The sequence below is a fragment of the Planomonospora alba genome, from assembly GCF_039534085.1.
Lineage (GTDB): Bacteria > Actinomycetota > Actinomycetes > Streptosporangiales > Streptosporangiaceae > Planomonospora_B > Planomonospora_B alba.
Genome location: NZ_BAAAUT010000022.1, coordinates 79,969 through 96,610, shown reverse-complemented (window position 1 = coordinate 96,610; position 16,642 = coordinate 79,969). Strand labels below are relative to the sequence as shown.

At 73.6% G+C, this 16,642-nt stretch carries 16 protein-coding genes; 9 read left to right on the top strand and 7 right to left on the bottom strand.

Going from position 1 to position 16,642, the window contains the following annotated elements:
• Positions 1–16 precede the first annotated feature (16 nt).
• The 4 genes from ABD823_RS15330 to ABD823_RS15315 all read right to left on the bottom strand — a co-directional run bounded on the left by ABD823_RS15330 (position 17) and on the right by ABD823_RS15315 (position 5,819).
• Positions 17–985, bottom strand: coding sequence for an ABC transporter ATP-binding protein (locus ABD823_RS15330; protein WP_344860027.1), 969 nt, complete (start codon positions 983–985; stop codon positions 17–19).
• On the bottom strand, positions 982–2,355 hold the full coding sequence (locus ABD823_RS15325; RefSeq protein ID WP_344860025.1) for a lanthionine synthetase C family protein: 1,374 nt from the start codon (positions 2,353–2,355) through the stop codon (positions 982–984). The genes ABD823_RS15330 and ABD823_RS15325 overlap by 4 nt, the downstream gene beginning before the upstream one ends.
• Complete coding sequence (locus ABD823_RS15320) at positions 2,352–5,555, bottom strand: lantibiotic dehydratase (protein ID WP_344860024.1); 3,204 nt, start codon at positions 5,553–5,555, stop codon at positions 2,352–2,354. Before ABD823_RS15320 ends, ABD823_RS15325 begins: the two co-directional genes overlap by 4 nt.
• Positions 5,556–5,648: 93 nt before the next feature.
• Positions 5,649–5,819: a gallidermin/nisin family lantibiotic gene (locus tag ABD823_RS15315; protein WP_344860022.1), complete on the bottom strand. Its 171-nt coding sequence runs from the start codon at positions 5,817–5,819 to the stop codon at positions 5,649–5,651.
• A 279-nt stretch (positions 5,820–6,098) separates the two neighbouring features.
• Here ABD823_RS15315 and ABD823_RS15310 point away from each other — a divergent pair, with 279 nt between their 5' ends.
• The 7 genes from ABD823_RS15310 to ABD823_RS15280 all read left to right on the top strand — a co-directional run bounded on the left by ABD823_RS15310 (position 6,099) and on the right by ABD823_RS15280 (position 11,517).
• Entirely contained in the window at positions 6,099–6,656 is a 558-nt protein-coding gene (locus ABD823_RS15310) for an RNA polymerase sigma factor (protein WP_344860021.1), read from the top strand.
• A complete protein-coding gene (locus ABD823_RS15305; protein WP_344860019.1) occupies positions 6,653–7,597 on the top strand; it encodes a hypothetical protein in 945 nt (314 codons plus the stop codon). Before ABD823_RS15310 ends, ABD823_RS15305 begins: the two co-directional genes overlap by 4 nt.
• Before the next feature lie 231 nt (positions 7,598–7,828).
• Positions 7,829–8,470: a hypothetical protein gene (locus tag ABD823_RS15300; protein WP_344860018.1), complete on the top strand. Its 642-nt coding sequence runs from the start codon at positions 7,829–7,831 to the stop codon at positions 8,468–8,470.
• Entirely contained in the window at positions 8,470–9,264 is a 795-nt protein-coding gene (locus ABD823_RS15295; protein ID WP_344860017.1) for a hypothetical protein, read from the top strand. The genes ABD823_RS15300 and ABD823_RS15295 overlap by 1 nt, the downstream gene beginning before the upstream one ends.
• 46 nt (positions 9,265–9,310) lie before the next feature.
• Positions 9,311–10,216 (top strand): ATP-binding cassette domain-containing protein, encoded by a 906-nt coding sequence (locus ABD823_RS15290; protein ID WP_344860015.1) that lies wholly within the window; start codon positions 9,311–9,313, stop codon positions 10,214–10,216.
• A gap of 12 nt (positions 10,217–10,228) precedes the next feature.
• Positions 10,229–10,645 (top strand): DUF2511 domain-containing protein, encoded by a 417-nt coding sequence (locus ABD823_RS15285; protein WP_344860014.1) that lies wholly within the window; start codon positions 10,229–10,231, stop codon positions 10,643–10,645.
• An 89-nt stretch (positions 10,646–10,734) separates the two neighbouring features.
• The gene (locus ABD823_RS15280) at positions 10,735–11,517 is read left to right on the top strand and encodes a helix-turn-helix domain-containing protein (RefSeq protein WP_344860013.1); all 783 of its coding nucleotides are present in this window, start codon (positions 10,735–10,737) and stop codon (positions 11,515–11,517) included.
• Positions 11,518–11,584: 67 nt separating this feature from the next.
• Here ABD823_RS15280 and ABD823_RS15275 read toward each other — a convergent pair whose 3' ends face one another.
• Both ABD823_RS15275 and ABD823_RS15270 read right to left on the bottom strand, forming a co-directional pair.
• Entirely contained in the window at positions 11,585–12,334 is a 750-nt protein-coding gene (locus ABD823_RS15275) for an ABC transporter ATP-binding protein (RefSeq protein WP_344860011.1), read from the bottom strand.
• A 2-nt stretch (positions 12,335–12,336) separates the two neighbouring features.
• Positions 12,337–13,146: a lantibiotic immunity ABC transporter MutE/EpiE family permease subunit gene (locus ABD823_RS15270; protein ID WP_344860009.1), complete on the bottom strand. Its 810-nt coding sequence runs from the start codon at positions 13,144–13,146 to the stop codon at positions 12,337–12,339.
• Positions 13,147–13,427: 281 nt separating this feature from the next.
• Here ABD823_RS15270 and ABD823_RS15265 point away from each other — a divergent pair, with 281 nt between their 5' ends.
• Both ABD823_RS15265 and ABD823_RS15260 read left to right on the top strand, forming a co-directional pair.
• The gene (locus ABD823_RS15265) at positions 13,428–13,736 is read left to right on the top strand and encodes a hypothetical protein (protein WP_344860007.1); all 309 of its coding nucleotides are present in this window, start codon (positions 13,428–13,430) and stop codon (positions 13,734–13,736) included.
• Between the two features lie 61 nt (positions 13,737–13,797).
• Positions 13,798–14,031: a hypothetical protein gene (locus tag ABD823_RS15260; protein ID WP_344860005.1), complete on the top strand. Its 234-nt coding sequence runs from the start codon at positions 13,798–13,800 to the stop codon at positions 14,029–14,031.
• Positions 14,032–14,176: 145 nt separating this feature from the next.
• On the opposite strand, the gene ABD823_RS15255 is transcribed toward ABD823_RS15260, so the two are convergent.
• Positions 14,177–16,237 (bottom strand): methyl-accepting chemotaxis protein, encoded by a 2,061-nt coding sequence (locus ABD823_RS15255; RefSeq protein ID WP_344860003.1) that lies wholly within the window; start codon positions 16,235–16,237, stop codon positions 14,177–14,179.
• Positions 16,238–16,642 lie beyond the last annotated feature (405 nt).

Sequence of the window (16,642 nt, the reverse complement as noted above, 5' to 3'; positions counted from 1 at the left end):
GGGGCGGGGGAGGGGCTCACCGTGTGATCACACTCCCCCGCCCCGCCCCCGGCCCGTCGTGTCCGGCTGCGGCCAGGTAGACGTCGTTCATGGACGGGTGGTGCACCGAGAGCGTCAGGCCGGGGACGTCCAGAGCCCGGACCACCTGGGCGATCAGGGCTTCGGGATCGGCGCAGTGCACCGCGACCCCGCCGGGTTCGAGCAGCGCGTCGAAGCCCGCCGTGCGGAGCTGCCTGACGGCGGCCCCGTGGTCGGCGCAGGTCACCACGATGCGGGAGGAGTCCAGGCTGCCCTTGAGCTCGCCGAGGCTCCCCTGCCGGACGATCCGGCCCTTCGCGAGGATGACGATCTCGTCGGCGTACTCCGCCTCGTCCATGTAGTGCGTCGCGTACAGGATGGTGACGCCCAGCTCCCGGCGCAGCAGCAGCAGGTCGGCCCAGACGGCGGCGCGCGCGCTCGGGTCCAGGCCGTTGGTGGGCTCGTCGAGGACGATCAGACCGGGACGGTGCAGCAGGGCGCGTGCGATCTCCACCCTGCGGGCCAGCCCTCCCGACAGCTCCTCGATCGCCTGGCCGCGGCGGTCGGCCAGGCCGAACAGGTCGAGCATCAGGTCGATGCGGGCCCGGGCGTCCTCGCGCGCCATGCCGAACAGGCGGGCGTGGAACCACAGGTTGCGCTCGACGGACAGCTCCTTGTCCAGGGTGCGCTCCTGGAAGACCAGGCCGAGACGGCGGCGTGCGGCAGTCGGCTCCGCGCGGACGTCGTGGCCGAAGACCCTGACCGTGCCCTCGTCGGGCCGGGAGGCCGTCGACAGCACGCTCAGCAGACTGGACTTGCCGGCGCCGTTGGGGCCGAGCAGCGCGGTGACGCGGCCGGGCGGAGAGGCGATCGACACGTCCCGGACGGCGGTCACCTTGCCGTGGCGCACGACGAGACCGGTTATCTCGAAGGCCGCCGGCGTCTCCGTCCCCGACGGCCCGGTCATGCCAGCCCCAGCGTGCGGTCCCACGGCAGCGCGCCGTCGTCGACGGGCAGGAGCGCGAGCGCCACGCCCGCGGCGCCTTCCAGCATGCCCGCGGTGTCCACGCCCCGGTGCGGGACCGGGGAGCGGGCGGCGGCCGGGAAGCGCATGAGGTGGCGGAATCCGAAGGGCGCGTCCCGGTCGGCGCAGGACAGCACTTTCCCGGTCAGACGCCGGCACGCGGCGCGCAGCCCGGGATCGCCGGTGATCTGCGCCGCCCGGGCCACGATCCGCAGCAGGCCCCCGTAGCCGTGGCAGATGGTGGCGCCTTCGATCGCCCACAGGGACTCGTCCCGCCGCAGTGCGGCGTGCAGCGCGTCGAGGGCGGCGGCGCACCAGTCGGGCCGGTCCATGGCCCTGCCCGCGCGGAGCAGCGCGGCGGCCACCCCGGGGGTGCCGTAGCACCACGCGGTGCGGGTGAACAGCCGGTGCGGCCTGCGCGGGGCGAGCTCGTGCTCCCAGCCCGCTCTGGCCGGCCAGTACGGCCCGGCCTCGTCGTGCAGCGTCCAGCTCAGCAGCCAGCCGGCGATCCGGTGGACGGCCTCGCGCATGCCGGGGTGCTCGCGACCGGACTCGTGGGCCGAGCAGAGCACCGCGAGCGGTCCGGTGATGCCGTGCGCCATGCCGAGGTTGAAGTCCCCGCGGGGGTACGTCTCCCGGTCGCGCGGGCTGAGCTGGAGCTCGGCCGGCACCCACCATCCGGGGACGTCGCGGCCGTCGACCCGGACCGGCTCGGTGAGCCGGACGAGGTGGTGCAGCGACTCGGTGAGGGCCTGCTCCACGTCCGGTCCGGTCTCGGCCGGGTCGGCGGCCGAGTCCAGGAGCAGGCGGGTCGTCCCGGACAGGCCGTTGATCAGGTCGTAGGCCGCCCAGTCGACGCCGGGGGCGCCGGATCGGACGTGGTCGCGGAAGACCCGCAGCCGGTTGAGCTGGTCCTGGGCGACCCACGCCGCCAGCTTCCGGCGCAGCGGGCCGTAGTGCCCTTCGGGGCCGGCGCACGTCTGGGCGGCGGCGAGCAGCGCGGCGGGACCGGAGAACAGGCCGTGGCTCGGCGCCGAGTTCAGGGCCTGCCCGGCGGCGGCGAGGTGCCGGTGCGCGACCTGCCGCCAGCCGTCGTCGCCGCGGGCCAGCTCACCGTAGAGCAGGGCGGTGCCGGGGAGTCCGTTGGCGAGGGTCAGCGGTCCCCACATCACGGCGTCGTAGACGGGGTCGCGGTTGTCGTCGCGGGAGGCGACGGCGGCGACGTGCCCGGGGTCGGCGAGCCGCTCGGCGACCAGGGCGACGGCGTCCCGGGAGCGGGTGGCCGTGGCGGTCGTGGTGGTCGTGGTGGTCATGGGCGATGCCTCCGGCGGTTGAGGTGGTCTTGTACGGCGCCGCGGGCGATGCCGAGGACGGCCAGCTCGCGGGCCCCCTCGCCGCCGAAGAGGCGGTTGCAGGCCATGTGCATCAGGCTGCCGACGACCCGTCCCTCCGGAGTGACGGCGGCCGCGCGGACGACCTCGGCCAGCCGGCGTGCCGCCTCGTCCCTGGGCCGCAGGGCCTGGAGGATGCGGGCGCCCGCCGGGTCGCCGGCGAGGGCGGGCCAGCCGCCGTAGGGGTCGATGAGGCCGCGCCAGTGGGCGGGACGGGCGCGGAACGCGGCGGGGAGGTCGTGCCGTGCGCCGGTCATGGACAGCCACGCCGCGGCGCCGTCGTCGCCGCAGTCCTCGGTGGCCAGCGGGTTGCCGGGGGAGGGCGGCCCGAAGGCGTGGGCCAGCGCGGCGCAGGAGATGGCGGCCAGGTCGTCGACCCCGTGGTCGTTGGCCGGGTCCTTGGCCAGCCGCAGCAGCTCGATGGCGGCTTCGCTGTCGCGCTGGAAGACCTGCTCGGCCGAGTGCTGGGCGACGGGGCCGCCGTAGCGCTCGGTCTCCGGGTCGTACTCCGCGACGGAGTGGCCGCGCAGGACTCCCTGCTGCTGCCACCGCCGCAGGAGCGCCCCGACGGCGGGAGCGGCCGCGCCCCACAGCTCCTCGGGACGGGCGCCGTGCAACCGCAACCGCAGGTGGTGGCCGCCGTGGTCGGTGTAGCGGATGAAGAACCAGGCGTCGGCGCCGTGGCGGCGCGCCAGGTCGACCAGCTCGGGGATGTGGTCGCGCAGCAGGTCGTCCTGGGTGCGGGCCGAGCCGTGCAGCTTGAGGTAGAGCCACTCGCCGCCCAGGCCGTGCACGGTGCGCCCGGGCCGGCCGCGCCCGGCGTACGGGCGGCGGCGGGGCGTGCCGGATCTGCGGGTCAGCGGGACGACCAGCTCGCAGACGTGGCCGGCGAGCGGGCTGTCCAGCCAGTTCTCGTACTCGCCGGGGATCTCCTGGGCGATCAGGTCGGCGTGCCGGAGCACCTGGTCGAACAGCAGCTCGCGGTGCCAGGTCCGGTCGAGGTCGAGGAGCAGGCGCTGGTCGGTGGTGACGGCGAGGATCCGGCGCGGCACGTCCCAGGCGGCCCGCCACTCGCCGATCGCGCGGTCCCGGGCGGCGGCCCGCGCGTCGGCGCTCTCCGCCCGCGCCGCCTCGGCGCGGGCGCGGATCCCGTCCAGGCGCCACACGGCGCAGGCCAGGACGAAGCGTCCGTACCGCACCCGTGGCACGAAGGGCGCGTCGACGAGCGGTCCCCAGTTCCAGGGCTCCCACAGCCGCTGGCCCTCCAGCCCGATCTCCCACAGCAGCCGCACGGCGTTGGGCGCCTGGGCGGGGGCGCTGACCATATTGCCGAGGACGGGGACGATCTCGCGGCCGGTGGGCAGGTGGACGGCGGTGAGCCGGTCCAGGGTGGCGCCGACGCCGATGTCGCTCAGCCGGAGTTCCTCGGTGCCGGGGGAGCCGGGGACGCCCACGCTGATGCGCCGACCGGTGGCCGGGACGGTGTGGGCGAGGTTAGCCGCCCGGCCCGAGCGTGTCCTGAAGGCGAGGTCGACGGGGACGGCGCCGTGGACGTGCACGGGGTTGCCGCGGTGCAGAGCGGCGAATTCCGCCCGCCAGGCGGGGTGCTGGTCGGCGAACCGGGCGAAGGTGGAGCCCGCGCGGTGCGAGCCGGGCGAGGGGGACAGGAAGACCAGGAAGTCCCCGTCGTCCAGCGCCTCCACCGAGGGGGCGACGACCTGGACGGTCACCTCGCAGGAGTTGGGCAGGTCCGCGTGGTCGGCGGTGTCGTGGCACAGCTCGTCGAGGTCGGCGTCGCCGAGGACGACCTCGCGCTGCCGGGTGCGGTGCGCGGCGGCGGTCAGCCGTGCCATGGCGCGGTCGCGGCGAGCGGTGCGGAAGTCGTCGGGCGGGACGGGCGCCGCCTCGCTGTTCGGCCAGCCGTAGCCCGCCGGGGCGCCCAGTCCCGTCGACTCGTCGAGGAGCTGCAGGATCGGCACCAGGCGGTCGGCTCCGTAGACGTCGAGGAAGCGGCGGTGGTAGTCGCGCAGCGCGAACAGGCCGAGCTTGGGGCGTGACAGGCGCCACATCACCCCCGTGGCGTGCTCGATCACCTCGCGGACCGCGTACGGCAGGTGCAGGCGGGCGTCCAGGCGGGTGTCGATGTGCACCGGCGTGTCGTCGGGCTCGATCGACCGTGCCGTGTCCAGCAGCCGGTCGAGGTGCGCACGGCCCGCACCGACGGCCCGGGCGTCGTAGGCCTTCCGCTCGCGCTCCACTCTCAGCAGGGCGTCGTGTATCCGCCGGGTCTCCTCGGACGGGCCGGTGACGCGGGTGAGCAGGTCCAGGACGTGGCGCAGCGGGTCGCCGCCGTCCAGCGGGGGCCGCAGGCCGGTGATGAGGATCTCCTGGCGCACCAGTTCGGCGAGCAGCTCCCGGACCCGCCCGGCGGGAGCGCCGGGGAAGGCCGTGACGATGCGCCGGACCAGTTCGCCGTAGGGCAGCGGCGCCGAGGATTCGGCCATCACCCGTTCGACGACGGGTGTCCTGCGCACCGACGCGGTGGAGCGGACGTCGGCGCCCCCGGTGAGCCGGGCTCCCTGGGAGGAGGCGCACGTGAGGACGAGCCGCTCTCCGCGGGTGATCAGGGACTGGTGGGCCTGGACGGTGAGCGTGGACAGCACGGCCGGGTCGCGTTCGAGGCGATGGCCGATCCTGGTGAGCCACTGCATGTCGGCGTGGGTGCGGGTGCGGTGCGCCGTCCCCCGCTCCACTTTGGCGGCGGAGTCGAACTGCCCGGTCGTCACGCCGGCGAACAGGCCGAAGGGGGTGGGACGGGTCCGCATCCTGATGTCGTAGCGCAGCGTGGCGAGCGCGGCCCGGCGCAGCTGGTTCGCCTTGATCCCGGTGGCGCCGTGCTCGGCGACACGGCCGATCATGGCGCTGAGGCTGGGGGAGGCCAGGGCGATCGCCTCGCTCAACGCGGTGTCGGCGGAGGCCGAGGCGAGGATGTCGGCGCACGCCCCGAGATCGTGCGGTCCCTCCGCCGGGAGGGGCGGGCCGCAGATGTCCGGCACCAGCGGTGCCCGGTGCAGGAAGACGTCTCCGGCGACGAACAGTGCTTCCTGTGACGATCCCTCCACGGAGATTCCCTTCCTCGCTCCTGGTCGCCAGGTTTCCGGAACGGCCCGTGGGGCCGGGCGGGTGCCCGGCCCCACGGGCGTGTGCGGGTGCGGTCAGCAGCAGTGGCTGCAGCCGGAGCCGCCGCCTTCACTGGTGCAGCCCGGGGTGCACCACGAGACGCTGGTGATGGCCGGGCTGGCCAGGGACTGCTCCACGCCGATCTCCAGGTCCAGCTGGAACAGGTCGGCGGTGTTCTGCGGCAGGGCCGGGGAACTGATTCCCATGATTACTCCTTCGAATAATCGAACAGGTGTTCGCGGATTGCGTTCCGTAAATCACGCAATCATGGGCATTCCTGACTTATCAATGCTTTTGGTCCGCATTGGCAGTGCTGTCAGTGCCGGCAGCTCCGACGTGGCAGGACGATGACCTGCGGCCGGATCGGCAGGAGCCGGAGCGGTGGCAGGACCCGTCGGCAGACGGGGTGGCAGGACGGAGGGCGCGGGGAGAACGGCCGGGCGTGAACCGTGAACCGATCGCGGTTTTCCGGATACGTACATGGCGTGTGTCCGGACGAGGATTTACTCACCGCCGTCGCCCGCGGCGACCAGACGGCTCTGCGCGCCCTGTACGAGAGGCACGCCGCCGCCATGTTCCGCCTCATCCGCAGGCTCACCTCCGACCACGGTGTGGCCGAGGAGATCCTGCAGGAGACGTGGCTGGCGGTGTGGCGCTCGGCGGAGGGCTTCCGCGGCGAGTCCTCCGTACGGGGATGGCTCATGGGCGTGGCCCGGCGGCAGGCCCACAACCAGCTGCGCAGGCCCCGGCTCCAGCCCGCGGACCTGGCCGAGGTGCAGGACGTGCCCGACCCCGAGCCGGGCGTGGAGGACCGGCTCGTGCGGGAGGCCGAGCACACGGAGCTCCTGTCGGCCGTCAACGCCCTGCCCGAGCATCTCCGCGAGGTCCTCGCGCTGGTGCTGGTCGAGGAACTCGCCTACCCGGAGGTGGCCACCGTGCTGTCCATCCCGGTGGGCACGGTCAAGAGCCGGATGTCCCACGCGCGAAGGCGGCTGGGCAACATGATCGCCGCTGCGCGGTTGGAAGGATCGGGACGACGATGACGGAACACTGCCCAGACGACGTCCTGGCGCGTCTCGCGCGGACCGGGCCGGACGGCCGGGGTCAGCGGCACCTGGACGACTGCTCCGACTGCCGCAGGAGACTGGCGCTGTGGCGGGACGTCGCCTCGGTGATGCGCACGGAGGCGGCCGAGCAGGCCGCCGCCCTGCCGCCCTTCGACCTGTTGCTGGGACCGGCGCTGGCGGGCGCCGAGGCGGGCACGCGGCCGTCGGCGGCCTTCTCCGCCGTCGCCGCGACGGCCGCGTCCGGGCGTGCCCGTCGCGCGAACCGTCCCTGGCGGACGGCGTGGCAGCTGGTGACGGGGCAGGCCGTGCTGATGCCCCGATCCTGGATCCCGCTGAGCGCCGCCGGCTTCGCCGGCGCGACGCTGCTGGCCCATGTGCAGGAGCGGTTCGGGCTGCGCCTGTTCGGCGCGGTGGCGGTGCTGGTCGTGCTGTTCGGCGCGTTGACGGCGGCCTCGCCGCGGCGCGACCCCCGGCGCGAGCTGCTGTTCACCCTGCCGATCTCGCCCACGGTGGTTTTCCTGGGCCGGATGACGGTGGTGCTCTGCGCCGACGTGGTGCTGGCCATGATCTGCTCGACGCTGGTGGACGGGCCGGGCTGGTGGGGCGTGGTGTCGAGCTGGCTCGGTGAGGCGCTGCTGGCCGCGTCCCTGGCCCTGGCGCTGTCGGTGCGGATCGCTCCGGCCGCGGGCGCGGCGGCGGGAGGCGCGTTGTGGGTGCTGGGCGTGGTGAGCGGGCCCGAGGGCCTGTTCGCCACCCCGGTCGACGGCCTGCTCGGCATGCTGACGTCGACGACCCCGTGGACGCTGGTCCTGGCCGCAGCCCTGCTGGGATGGGCCGCCGGCGCCATGCGATCGCTCACCGGGACGGCCTCCGCCGCCTGGTCGCCGCGCTCGGCGGACGGCTCCGACCGGCTTTGACGCGAGCCCCGGCCGGCGGCGGGGTCCGTACGCCGATCGGCCCGCCGGGTCTCCCGGAAGCCCTGCCGCCGGCCGCCGCCCGCACGGGAGGATTTCTCGCCCGGATCGTGAACCACGGCTCTGCGGACCGCTACGTACCAGGTACCGGAAGGCAGGACGCCGACCGGGCGGAAGCGGGGTTCCTCCACGAGGGACGTCGCCCGGCCGCGACCGACCAGGGAAGGCCACGACATGACCACTGCGACGTGGTGGAGACACGAGGTCCGCCGTTGCGGCAGGCAGGCGTTCGCCCTGCCGGTCCTCGCGGCGCTCCTGGCCTACGCGGCGGTGGCCGCGGGCCCCGGCGCGGGCATGCTGCTCGGACGTTCGCTGATGAGCTGCGCTCTGCCCGCCGCCACGGCGCTGGCCTGCGCGGCGGTGGTGGCCCGCGAGCCGATGCTGGAGCTGCACCTGTCGCTGCCCACCGCTTATCCGCGCACGGTCACCCGCCGCCTGGCCTGGCCGGGGGCCGTCGCGGCGGCGGCGGCCCTGGCGCTGGCGGCATCGGTGACGCTCACCGGGCGGTTCTCCGATCCCGCGACCGTGTTCCTGGAGATGGCCGGCCTGGCCGTGCTGCTGTCGGGCGGTGCGATGCTGGCGACGGCCCGGTTCGCGTCGGCCGCGCCCGCCACCGGCCTGGTCGTCGCCGCGGTCCTCGCCAAGCTGCTCCTGCTGGACCGGGTGGTGCCCGCAGGACTGGCGCAGGCGCTGCCCGCGTCCGCGACCGGCATCTGGCTGGCCGCTCTGGCGTTGCGGGAGTTCGGCCGCCACGGCCGGGCCGGCGACCGGCTCGGCCGGGGGACCGGCCCCCACCACGGCATCGGGGAGGCGTGATGACCGCGCTGTTGTGGATCTTGAGGTACGAGGCCCTGATGGCGGTCCGCCGCCCGGTCGTGTGGGGCGCGGTGCTGCCTCTGGCGCTGCTCAGCCTGCTGCTGTCCGCGACCTGGCCCGCCGTGACCGGCCACGGCGACCCGGCGGCCCGGCTCGGCGCCGCCGCGGTGCTCGTCAACACCTTCTGCACCCTGGGGGTGGGGCTCGCGCTCACCGACCGGCTGCGCCGCGCCTCCGAATCGCGCGGCATGCCCGAGCTGCTGGCCACCACCCCGACCGGGCCGCTGCCCCGTACGGCCGGATCCCTGGCCGGTCCGCTGCTGACCGCGCTGGCACCGGTCGCCGCGCTCCTCCTGCTGTACGCGGTGGTGGTCTCCGTCGTCGAAGGCTCCGCGGCACCCCTCGGCTCGGCGCTGGTCTCCCTGGTGACCGCCGTTCTGCCGGCGGCGCTGCTCGTCACGGCGTTCGCCGGGCTCCTCGGCGTCCTGCTGCCCGTGGCCGCGGCACGCGCCGCCACGGTCGTGGTGTGGCTGTGGGCCTGCCACTTCCCGCCGGTCTTCTCCCCGGTGCCCACCGCGACGGGCACCGTCCTGTCGCCGCTCGCCGGATACCCCCTGGTCGCCTGGGCGCACGCACCGGAGGTGTGGGCGGCACGGCAGGGCACGGGAGCGCTGCGCCCCGCGGTCGGCGACGCGACCGCCCTGCTGAACGTCGCGCTCATCCTCGCCATGGCCGTGGTCTGCTACGCGCTCGGCCACTTCGCCGCCCGCGTCCGGCGACACGCGGCGGCCTGACCGCCGCCTGCGCCGCAGAGCGGAGCCTTCCTCCCAAGGAGATCCAATGACCATCACCACCGAGCGGCTGACGAAGGTGTACTCCGGAGGACGCCGTGCGCTGGACGGCGTCGACCTCGACATCGGCGGCGGCACCGTCGGTCTGCTGGGCGCCAACGGCGCGGGCAAGACCACCCTGCTGCGCATCCTGACCGGTGTGCTGCGCCCGACCTCCGGCCGGGTGGTCGTCGCCGGCCATGACCTGTCGACCGGCGCGGGACTCACCGCCCTCAAGCACACCCTGGGCTACCTGCCGCAGGAACTGTCCCTCTACCCCGATCTGACCGCACGGGAGTTCCTCGACTACATCGGGGTGCTCAAGTGCATCGACGACAGGCGTGAGCGCCGCCGCCAGGTCGACGAGCGGATCGCCGAGGTCGGTCTGCAGGAGCGGGCCGACGAGCGGCTGGCCGGGTTCTCCGGCGGTATGAAGCGGCGGGTCGGCATCGCCCAGGCGCTGATGGGAGATCCGTCCGTGCTGATCGTGGACGAGCCCACCACCGGTCTCGACCCGCACGAGCGGATGCGCTTCCGTACCCTGCTGGCCGGGCTGGGCCGCGGCCGCACCGTGCTGCTGTCCACGCACATCCTCGACGACGTCGCGCAGACCTGCCCCGAGGTGGCGGTGCTGGCCGCCGGCCGCCTGCTCTTCCACGACGCCACCACCGCCCTGGTCAACCAGGCCGCGGGCTACACCTACCTCTGGAAAGCCGCCGGTCCCGCAGGCGGCCCGCCGCCCGGCGCCGAGGTGGTGAGCGCGGTGACGACCGCCGAGGGCTCCGAGTACCGCATCGTCACCGCCGTCCCACCGGCGGGGGCACGTCCGATCGCACCGTCGCTGGAGGACGGCTACGCCGCCCTGCTCGCCGCCGACGGCGCGGCCCGGCCGTCCACCACCGCACTCCACCAGTGAAAGGACCGACGAATGACCGACGAACATCGGCGTCCCGCCACCGCCTCTGCTCGCGCCGCCGCCGCGGCACCGATCCTGGCGGGGGCGGCACTGCTCCTGACCGCCTGCGGCGGCAGCGGGCAGGCCGATCCCGCCACCCGTGAACCCGTGGCGCTGCCCAGCCCCACCGCGGCCGCGCAGCAGGTGAGCGAGCGGAACTTCGGCTACACCTGGCCGCTGACGGTCGACCACGGCACCGCCGAGTGCCGCGACGGGGACCGCGCCGTCTTCACCGCCCCCGACGGCACGACGTACGCGCTCAACGAGCGCGCCCGGGAAGCCGGCTACGCCGCCGTCGACCCGGTGCGCCTGTCGGGTGAGGGCGGCGGCAAGGTGAGTCTCGGCCCGCTGCTCAGCAGGACCATGAAGCTCTGCCGGTTCGCCCGATGACCGGGAGCGGAGAGGTACGCGCACGAACCACGAACGTGATCAAGGAATCGGCCCGACAATGATGATCACCGAACTCACGGGGGACCGCATTGCGCCGGCACGCTTCGCAGGCTGTCGAACTCAACGTCCTGGCCCACTCCGGGCTGAAAGCCCACTTCGACTCACCGAACACCTCCCTCAACACGATCCGCTCCGGCCTGGACCACGTCGACTTCGTCGACAGTGAGGACCTCGCCGCGTCCGACGAGTCACTCGACCTCCCGCTGCTGACACCGGTCACCAGCGAGCTCCAGGCCGAGGGACTGCGCACCCTGCGCGTACGGAACCCGCTGGCCCTGCTCATCGCGGTCACCACCGACGTCTCGGGATTCCAGACCTACGACGCGATCCGCTCGGGCGCGAATTTCGTGCTCAATCTCGCCATACCCGGCGAGAGCCAGAGCGACATGCTGTACGGGCTGCTGCGGACGCACTGCATGACGGCTCCCACCGACACCGCCACCCCGCTGCAGGCCGTCCCCGCGGAACACGGCGCCGCCCGGGGGAACCCGCCGGAACGGCACGGTCCGGCGGGCGGGACACGGCACCAGGACTCCGCCCGGCACCCGGGCGCGTCCCCCCGCTCCGGCCGCGCGCCGGGGGAGCGACCCTCGCAGCCGCTCCCCCGGGAGTACGACAGGGAGCTGACGCGGCTGCTGTGCACGTCCATGACCATCTCCGAGATCGCCCGGCGCTACTACTGCTCCGAACGGTCCATGTACCGCCGCATCCGGAGGCTGTACGACGACCTGGCCGTCGGATGCCGCACCGAGCTGATCGCCCTGGCCTCCGAGCTCGGCCTGAACCGGCCGCCGGTGTCGCGCGCCGGCTGAAGGCCTCCGGCCGCCCGTACGCCCCTCCTCGCGGGTACGGGCGGCCGTACGCCGTCCTCTGCGGGGGTCAGCGGACACCGGCATCGGAGGCTTCCAGCAGCCGGAAGAACCCCGCCTCCACATCCCCGTCGGCGGCGAGGCCCGCGAGGGAGCCCTCGTACCGGGTGCGACCGGCCACCAGCACCTGCACCCGGTCGCAGACCTGGGCGACCTCCGCCAGTTGGTGGCTGGCGATCAGCACCGTCACGCCTTCGCCGGCCAGCGAGCGGATGATCCCGCGCATCTCCCGGATGCCGACCGGGTCCAGGCCGTTGGTGGGCTCGTCCAGGACGAGCAGCCGCGGCCTGGCCAGCAGGGCGACGGCGATCCCCAGCCGCCAGCGCATGCCCAGGGAGTACGTGCCGACCTTCCGGGTGCGGGCGCCGGTCATCCCGACCAGGCGCAGCGCCGGATCGATCCACCCCTCGGGCACGCAGCGCAGCCGGGCGTGCACCCTCAGCGTCTCGTCGCCGGTCAGCGCCGGCCACAGTCCCGGCACCTCGATCAGCGCACCCACCTCGGACAGCGACTCCCGCCCGACCGCCCTGCCGAAGATCTCGATGTCGCCCGACGTCGGCCGCTGCAGGCCCAGCAACGCCTTCATGAGGGTCGTCTTGCCGGCGCCGTTGGGCCCGAGCAGGCCGTAGACCTCCCCTCTGCCCGCCGTGAGGTCCACACCGTCCAGAGCGCGGTGCGCGCCGTAGTGTTTGTGCAGCCGGCGGATCACGAGTGCCGGGGCCGCAGGCGGTTGCGGCGTTCCGGGGAACGGCGAGCTCATCGTCAGATCTCCTTACGGCTCATGTGCACGCTGCCGGCGACCAGCAGGAGCGCGGTGAGGACGGCGGACAGGGCCACGGCGAGCGGGATCGCCGACATGTCGGTCACGGGGCTGCCCTCGGGCAGCGGAACCCCGTTGGGCCCGATCCCGGCCAGCGGCAGGACCACCCGCATCGGCCAGGCGAAGGGGACGGCGTACCAGAAGTCCTTGTCCGACACGAGCGCCCCGCACAGCAGGCCCGCGACGCCCACGCCGACGCTGGGGCCCGTGCCCCACAGCACCGCGACCAGTACGGCCATGGCCGTCATGGACAGGCCCACCAGCCACGGCAGGTAGACCGCCGCCGCCACCGTCCCCAGGGCGTCGGGGAAACGCCCGGTGATCAGTGCGCCCGCGGAGAGCATCACCAGGAGCACGGTGGAGGAGACGAGGGCCAGGGTGCCCAGCGCGACCACCTTGGCGACGAAGTAGCGTCCGCGCGGCACGCCGTACGACAGGAGAAGGCGCCAGGCGTCCTGGTCGGCACGGACCGACAGCGCCGCGGCCAGACCCGCCGTCATCGGCACCAGCACCCCCCAGAACTCGAGCGTCACGTTGCGGAAGACCTCGAAGGTCTGGCCCGCTTTCGCCTCGGGCGACCCCAGGGCGCCGAGGAAGAGCGGAACGGTGATGACCATGGGGGCGATGAGGTGGTACCAGGCGAGGAACCCGCGTCTGCCGCGGATGAGCTCGGTCCCCACCACGCTCGCCAGCGAGGGGGAGTCGCGTCGCCTCGTCGGAGGTGGGGCGGGTGCGGCGGCCGTGGTGTTCACCGTGTCTCCTTTGCTCGGCCGATCGTGGTCACGCCCTGTACGTAGCGGCCGCCGGCTGCGTGGTTCACCGCGCGGACCCGGAACGTCCCGCCGCCGGCGGGGAGCGGCAGTCGGCGGACAACTGACGGCGCACTGCCATCCGGCCTGCCAGAGGGTGAATTCCGCGATGCCGGATGCGAGGGTCGAAGAAGCCGCCGGACCGGTGATCTTCCGACACCGCGGCCCGGCGCGTTCCGGTCCACCCCAGTGTTCCGGTCCACTCCAGTCAGGAAGGAACGACCATGAAGCCCCTTCACCGCCTGTTCGTCACCGGCACCGCGGCGCTCGCCCTCGGAGGACTCGCCGTACCCGCCGCGTCCGCGGCCGGCGCCCCCGCCGCGGCACCGGTGGCCGAAGCCGGGATCCTGAAGGTCTGGCACGCCACGGTGCAGTGCCAGATCGTCCGGATCAGCGACAACAACGTCGTCGGCTACGACAGGGCCGACGGCACGGGCAACACCCAGGAAGCGGCCGTTCAGGACGCGGCCCGCAACATCCCCGTGCCGCAGGGCCACTACAAGCGGCACTGCGACACGAAGCGCATCTGGTAGGCGGCTTCGTGAGGGGAGCGGGTCACCTCGCTCCCCCTCCTGCAGTGAGGACGGATGAATGATGTCTGAGGAACCGAGCGTCTGGGAGATCCGCCTGGGCGTCCACGCCACCCGGCAACAGGCCGAAGAGGTCAGGGAACGCGTCATCAGGCTGCTGTGCCCGGATCCGGACCATGCTCCGCCGTGCCCGATCCCGTGGTCGGTGTCGATGCTGCACCGGTCGGACCTCGATGACCACGACGCTTACGCGGAACTGGTCGAGCAGGCCCGCATCGAGAACCGCCTGCGCCGGTGACGCCCCGGTCCTCCCGGGTCCCGGCGGGAGGGCGCCCGGCCTGTGGCGGGGACCGGCGGAAGGGCCGCCTCCCGAGGAGGCGGCCCTTCCGCGTGCTGCTCACCGCGTGACCACCGGTGTCCGCGCCGCGGGGCGGGACCCCGTGTCAGGCCCCGGGCCCGCCCGCATCCCGCGCGGACGCCGTGACGTAGTGGTGGATGCGGGTGGCGAGGGCCGGCGGCAGGCCGGTGAAACGCAACCCGAGCTCGGCGGCGTCGTCGTGCCTGCGGTAGTGGACGACCTCGGCATCGGCCCGTACGGGGCCGCCGCCGGGCAGCGGGATGTCGACCTGCACCCGGTCCCCCGCGGCCAGCGGGACGTCCGGACCGGTGGAGCAGTGCGCTCCGGTGCTGCTCACATCGATCAGGTGGGCCGGATGGACCTTGCCGTCCAGGTGGATCCGGGTGGCGCCGCTGATCGGCGCTCGGGGGGCGTTGCGGCGCTCCAGCTGGTTGGTGAGGTCGGCCATGGCGGAGATCCGCCGCATGGCCTGCTCCAGGTACCGCCGGACCCCCTCGACGCTGGCGTGCTGCTCCCGGGTCAGGGTGCCGACCTGGGCGGCCGCCTGCCCCAGGCTGTCGACGCCGCCGGTCATCGCGGTCAGCGCATCCGCCATGGCCGTGGCGTTCTGCTCCAGCGAGCGGACGATGGCGGTGATCTCGCCGGTCGACCGGGTCGTGGACGTGGCCAGTTCCTTGACCTCGTTCGCCACGACGCTGAACCCCTTGCCCGCCTCACCGGCGTGGACGGCCTCGATGGTGGCGTTGAGCGCCAGCAGGTTGGTCTGCGAGGCCACCTGCGCGATTATGCGGGCGATGCCGTCCACCTTGCGCAGACTCGCCTCCAGGTGCGCCACCGTCTCGTTGGCCCACCGCGCCTGGCCGACGACCCGGTCGGTGATGGCGTCGGTCATGCTGACGCGCTCGTCGATGGTGTCGGCGGTCCTGCGCAGGTCCTCGGCCTTGCCGATCACCGTGCGCAGTTCTCCCATGACGGTCGCGACGTTGTCGGCGATCATCTCCTGGGCGCGCTGGCGGGCCTGCTGCTCGCTGAGCTGACGTTCGGCGTAGGTGGCCCGCAGGTGCTCCTCCCGCGCGGTGTCGACCCGTTCCAGTTCCTCGTCACGGGCGGCGACCGCCTCGAGCATGGTGTCGATGGCCCGTCCCAGGGCGCCGATCTCTCCGCCCGCGCCGGAACCCACGCGCAGACGGCGATCGCCGGAGGCGATGGCGGCCTCGGCCGTGCGCAGCAGCGGCTCGACCTGCCGGCGGATGCCTCGCCGTACCATCACCGTCATCGCCCCGGCCAGCAGCGCCCCGGCCAGTGCGGTCAGCAGGAACACATCGCGCAGCGCCGCCGTCGCCGTCGCGTGGATCGGCCGGTCGCGCACCGCCTCCATCACGATCGGGGTCCCGTCCGTGCCGGGGATCTCGACGCTCAGATCGATCCGGTCGTCGCCGGCGACGCGGGTGGTGACCTTCACCTCGCCCAGCAGGCCGCCGAGCGTGAGGGAGCCGCCGTCCGACGGCCGCGCCCGGGTGCTCAGCTTCACCGGCAGGCCGATCTGCCCGCCGAGCGCCGAAAGCCGAGCCTGGTCGAGGGCCTTCAGATAGATCAGGCCGCCCGCGGCCTCGCCGCTTCCGTCGGTGGGATAGCTGGCGAAGCCGCAGTACAGGAACGGCACGGCGGACGTCCGCACGACACCGCAGCGCGCCTTCCCCGCCTCGGCGTCGATGTCGAAAAGCCGCCGCAGCGCCGAGGGCTCGGCCAGATCGGCGGGGAGCGGCGCGTAACCCGTCTGCGGGCCGGCCAGTCCACCCAGCCGGGGTGCGCCGTCGGGTGCGGTCGCCACGACACCGTCGATGCCGTACATGCTCCGGAGGGACTGGGGCGGGAAGTCCGTCTCGAAGGCGGCCCGATCGGCGGTGCGCACATCGGTGTAGGAACTGTCCCACATGGAGTTGGTCGCACCGTAGTCGCTCAGCAGGCGGACCTCGTAGTCCAGGGCGATCCGGATCCGCTGCGCGTCGTGGGCGACGCGGTCGGCCTCGACCTCGTCGAACGCGGTGACGGTGATGTGCCGTTGAGCCGCGAACCCCAGCGCGACGACCAGCAGGACGACGAACACGGCGTACGGCGGGCTCGCGCGCAGACGACGGATATCCACGGAAGACTTATCGGATGTCCCGGAGCGACCTGAGGAAAAAGGCACCGCCCGCGCTGCGCGCTCCGAGGCGGGTCCCCCCACCGGGTCCGCGCGGGCACCCGTGCCGCCCCGCTGCGCACGGTCCGGTCCGCTCGCCGCTCCCGGGGCAGCGGAGCCGCCGCCGGGGCGCGGATGTTCTCCGGCGGGGCGGGCCGACGCCGCGGGGTGCTCCGCCACCGGCCTTCCCGGGCACGTCTTACGGCGCGGGGACGGTACTGCGGGAGACATGAAGCGCTAGAAAGCGAATAAATATCCTATGCGCCCTCATCTCCTATAAATCGGTCTCGCCCCCCATGTGTGATCAATATGCATTTTTAGGAAAAATTCCCTAAAGTTGAAATGGGTATTCCTATTTCCTGGAGCCTC